The organism is Lactiplantibacillus sp. ME-2, from assembly GCF_022549155.1.
Taxonomy (GTDB): domain Bacteria; phylum Bacillota; class Bacilli; order Lactobacillales; family Lactobacillaceae; genus Lactiplantibacillus; species Lactiplantibacillus plantarum.
The window spans coordinates 1-5,153 of record NZ_JAKZEQ010000075.1; the positions used below are offsets into that span (position 1 = coordinate 1).

Annotated in this window: 3 protein-coding genes; all 3 read right to left on the reverse strand. The window is 42.6% G+C overall.

Translation table 11 applies throughout. The features are described 5' to 3' along the window. Window positions 1–40 precede the first annotated feature (40 nt). The 3 genes from MMY95_RS14985 to MMY95_RS14995 are packed head-to-tail and all read right to left on the reverse strand — an operon-like array spanning window position 41 to window position 5,068. Window positions 41–4,432: an NlpC/P60 family protein gene (locus MMY95_RS14985; RefSeq protein WP_241277778.1), complete on the reverse strand. Its 4,392-nt coding sequence runs from the start codon at window positions 4,430–4,432 to the stop codon at window positions 41–43. Window positions 4,433–4,463: 31 nt separating this feature from the next. Continuing rightward, a complete protein-coding gene (locus MMY95_RS14990) occupies window positions 4,464–4,649 on the reverse strand; it encodes a hypothetical protein (RefSeq protein WP_015640500.1) in 186 nt (61 codons plus the stop codon). 44 nt (window positions 4,650–4,693) lie between these two features. After that, window positions 4,694–5,068 (reverse strand): phage tail assembly chaperone, encoded by a 375-nt coding sequence (locus tag MMY95_RS14995; RefSeq protein WP_202861022.1) that lies wholly within the window; start codon window positions 5,066–5,068, stop codon window positions 4,694–4,696. Window positions 5,069–5,153 lie beyond the last annotated feature (85 nt).

Sequence of the window (5,153 nt, forward strand, 5' to 3'; positions counted from 1 at the left end):
TGATTAGCTTAGCCTTCCTGCGAATACTCTTGAAAAGATTCTAAACACGTTCTAACAGCCCACTAGATTTAGAAGACTTATCCGAGCTAGTGCTATCCGATAATCCGGGTACTCTCCCATAGCCAGCAAACGTACCATAGCCACCGCCATGAACTTTACTGATACCCATGCCATCATGCTCATTTTCAGCTGAATAAAACTCGCCATTGCCGGTGTATACCCCAACGTGATCGCTACCACCTGGGCCAAAGAATACCAAGTCACCCGGTTTAGGATTGCTGACATACTTAGATGCCCTATACTGCTCGCCACTAGTACGTGGGAAGTTAATTCCAAGCTTCTTTAGGGTGTACTCAACTAGGCCGGAACAGTCAAACGCACTAGGACCCTCAGCACCGTAGACATACTTGTTTGTGGCGCCATACTTCTCCATCGCATTAACTAGCGTGGAACTAGAAGCGCCGCTGTCTAGGCTGTCACTAACGCCGCCCCATAGGGTTGACCACCATGTCTTAGCTTGCTTCTCAACACCATTGAATAGGCCGTGACCAATGTTACTCATGACACCTGAGACGCCCTTAGAAGACCAGCTAAACAGGTTCTCTAACGACTTAACTGGGTGAGCAATAATATTTTCAGCGGTCTTGAAAAACTTCTCTAAACTGCCTACCTTTTTACCAACCCAGCTAGTTACACCTGAGATACCACTAGTAACACTGTTTAGAATATCACCAAATATCCCAGTACCTTTAGCGTACTTAGTCACGCCTTGCATTGCCATTAACATGGCTGTCTCACTAGCGCTCAATACCTCAGTGCCAGCTGGTAACATCATCTTAGTGTTGCGTCCTTGCACAATGCCTGAATCACCATTAGGTAGCATGACCATTTCTTTGTTATCAGTTTTGGGGGAATCATTACCATCATTTAACATTGCCATAGTAGGCTTGGTAATTGGATTCCGTGACCCGCTAAACATACCAGTACCTTCGGCAAAATGAACATGGCTTAAATCACCAATAGTCTTCCTCTTACCACCAAACGTATGGATGACACTATCAACCGCATTGATACCACCATTGATAAGGTCGATAACATCGTTCATACCGTCTCTAGCAAACCTCTTTAAATCCTTCCAAAGTCCTTTGAAGATATTCTCAACGCCGGTACCTAAGCTAGACCAGCCACCCTTAAATGACTTTTTGAATGTTGATAGCCAGTCACCCATTGAATGACCGAACACTCTAGTATGGCGCAAGTCTTTGTTCCAATAACTATGCAGGTTAGACCGCATTGTGTTCCAATGACTGTTCCAACTATGTGCAAAGCTCTTCTTCCAGCCAACCCATCTGGATCCCATGCTAGAAAAGAAGTCTCTAGTGTGTTTAATTGACCTGTTCCAGTAGTGGTTTAAGTTGGAACGCATATCATTCCAGTGGTTATTCCAACTCTTTCTAAAGCTATACTTCCAACCGTTCCACTTCTTACCCATGCTACTAAAGAAATCTCTAGTATGTTTATATGAACTGCTCCATGCGCTATGCAAGTTACGAGTCATAGCATTCCAATGGCTGTTCCAACCTTTTCTAAAGCTATTTTTAAAGCCGTTCCACTTCTTGCCAACGGTGCTAAAGAAGTTCCTAGTGTTCTTAACGGAACCGTTCCAGTTATTCCTGAGCGATTTACCCATGTCTGACCAGTGCTTGTTCCATGACTTCTTAAATCTGCTTTTAAAACTATCAAAGCTATCTGAAACGGTCTTAAACCACTCGCCGAACTTAGTCTTGCTAAACGCCTTAGAAGCGTCATTGACCTGTTTGTCCATGGCCTTCTTAAAGCCCATTTTTTGAATGTCTTTGCTAAAACCTTTAGACCACTTTTGAATATTCTTACCAGTTTTAGTGTCCTTTAAGAACCATGTAGCTAGACCTGCAAATGGGTTAATCAAAGTGGTTAATATCTCGGTCTTGTGTTTTTTAAAGAATCCGGTAGTGGTTTTAGCCCATTTACCCATGGTGTTACCGACTTTACCCAACGCTGAGCCAACCTTTTTCTCCCAGTCATACTTGCCAGTAAATAATTTCTTCATGGCAGTCCCCATACCATTTACTGCATCACGGAACGGTTTGATATGCTTGTAAGCCTCGTAGAATGCCACGCCTAACGCAACCACGGCAGTTAGAACTAGGCCGATTGGGTTAGCTAGTAACAGTCTGCCTAATGACAGGAATGATTTACCTAGTGTCTTAATACCAGCACCTAGCACGCTGAATGCCTTAGAAGCACCTTTATAGGCGATTTTAGCCGTCCACTTTAAGCCCCTACCAATCTTGCCACCGACTGATTTAGTGTGTGCCCACATACTGCTAAGCACACCTTTGGCCTTAGTGGTGGTTACACTAGCAGCCATCTTTAACCAGTGACCCATTCCAGTCCCAGCACGCTTGACAAAACTTGCAAACTTGGTTAGTTCACGCTTGCCTTCAGCGCCATCTACCTTTGGTTTGAACACAATCCGGCTAAGCTTGCCACCTAGGCCCTTCGCCAAGTCTAAGCCACTGAAGGCTAGCTTTAATGCAGATATACCCTTACTTGCTACAAAGGCACTAGAAGCTAAACCAGCGAATACTTTAGGGTGTTTCTCAGCAAACTCACCGACAATCTTCAATATTGGTTCAATATCCTTTAGCGATTGCACAAACACATTAAAGGATGTCTTAGAAGCTGTCTTCATTGAACTAAAGAATGACTTTATTTCTTTTTTGTGAGCAACGATGTTAGCACCCATTTTATCAATGCCTTTTGCTAGGTTAGACAACATTTTATTGAGGCTATCACCAACATTAAACTTTTTACCAGCAAACGCCTTAGTTATGTCATTAATCTGCAAGGCTAGCGCATTGCCAACATCTTTAAACTCAGATTTAGTATTTTTATCGCCAATCCACTTGGTAAACTGGCCCATTAATGGGGACTTCATATTGGCAATTGGCTTGTAAACGGCATCTAATAAAGCCGGCATTTGAGTCTTAATTGACCGTTCCATACCGGGTATGGTCTTCATCAAGTTTTCTGAGGCTTTGGCATACTTGCCACCAAGAGAGTTCATGACTTCCTCAGCGTCTTTAGCACTAATCTTGCCGGCACTCATCTGGTCACGTAGTGTTGACATGGTTAGCTTACTGTTATGCTGTTGCTTCTTTTCGAACTCTAGCATTTTACCAGCGTACATCGGCAATTGGTCGTTAATCATGTTAAAGTCACCAAGTTGCATCTTGCCACTTGATAACATGTGAGTAAAGTTGGTGCCTAGTCGGGTAACATTCTCATCACTTAGGTTAAGCGTATCACCCAACGTTAAGATGGACTTAGTTAATTCTTTAGTCCGTGGTGCATTATCAAACACATGGTAAAATGACTGGTTAAGTTCATCAACCACATTAATGTTCTGGTTGAAGGCTGAGGCTAACTCATTACCAATGCCGACCATTTGTTTACCTTTTCCGTTTGAACCAGTTAAAGTAGTCCATGTGGCCGTCATTGTACGTTGCTTGTTATCATATTCTGTTACAGCACTAGTAAGTTCGCCAAAAGATGCCGTTATACTCGATAAAGCGTTGGTAACCCCATTAGCAACTAAGTGGGCGCCTAATATGGTACCAAATAAATGAGATGTCTTCTTAGCCTTGTCATCAACGGAATCTAACTTAGACCGTACACCTGACATAAAGCCATGTGGTTCTTTTTCCATCGCCTTAACTAGTTCTTTTTGACTAGTCTTAGCCTTAGCCATGGCTGTTGCAGTCTCATTAACACGCACTTGTTGGCGTTTATAAGCGTCACTAGTAGCACCGCTAGCCGTCCTAATCCGCTCAAGTTCACTAGTTTGAGCTTTATACTGAGCTTCCATGTTAGAATATGCCTGTTTTAAGCCACCCAATTTAGCCTTGTTAGCTTCGGCCGACTTACCCTCGGCTTCTAGGCGTTTTACATAGGACTCACTTAAAGCTGTACTCTGTTTATAGCCCTTTTGCAGGTCTGCTAAACCTGAATTGTAATACTGTAGTTTAGACTTGGCTCGATCTAGCTGACCACTCATTGATCCGTATGACCGACTGGCCTTGTTAATCTGGTCAGATAGTTTTAAATAAGCTTCTTCACCGTCTTTAGTATCTCTGTTTAGGCCTGCTTGACGGGACTTTAACTCATCAATTTTAGACTTTTGCATCTCCATTGACTTAGCTAACCCGTCTACCCTAGCTGAGGCGGCCTTTTGATACTCTCCAGCTGATTTCAAGGCTATTTCTTGGGCTTTCCAACCATTAGTGTTGGCTTTAACCTCAGCAGTTAACTGCTTTAGCGATTTAACAGCTTCTGCTGAATCTAGGCCAACCTTACTGGTCATCTCACGGCCAACTACTTTTTTAGCCATTCTTTTTTAACCTCCTTTTAGGCACAAACGCTTATAAGCCATACGTTTGATTAATGGCTTCTAGTGGGTCAACTAGTTCAGCACGGTCTTCCTTTTTACGAGCGTTTAAACTAGCCATCATATTAAAAAAGGAGCTATCATCAAATTCTTTCGGTGATAACCCCTCGGTTAATAATTGTTGAGCTAGTAAGTTGAAGTCTTCCTGTTGGTTTTTCAACTTTAGGACTTCCTTTTTAAGCTCACCGTTACGTTTGTGCCGGCTTATTTTGACGACTTAGCGTCTTCGATGGCTTTACGTTGCTTCTGCTCAGATAGTTTAATATCAGCGTCTGAGATGCCATTTAAACGCATAATCAGGTAGCCGACCCCTTCACCAAACCGTTCAATTGAGATAGTGTTATTAATCGTTTCCATCTGCTTATCAGTGTAGCCCATTACACGTTGCACAAAATCGGCCATTTCGTCCTGCAATTCCAGGCCGTTTTTCATTGCGTCTAATTCAGTGATCTCTTTTTCAGCATCCTGTGACTCCAACATGCCGATTTGAACCTTGGTAGCTAATCGAATGATATTGTTCGTTGGTGTTACATCGGCCGTCTTATTGATCTTAAAATAGTTTTTAGCATTAATTTTCATAGTGATTTGTACCCCTTTATTTAAATTTGTATGGCGAATTGTCAAACTAAGTGCAACGGTTTGTCAAAAAATACTTCATATGGGG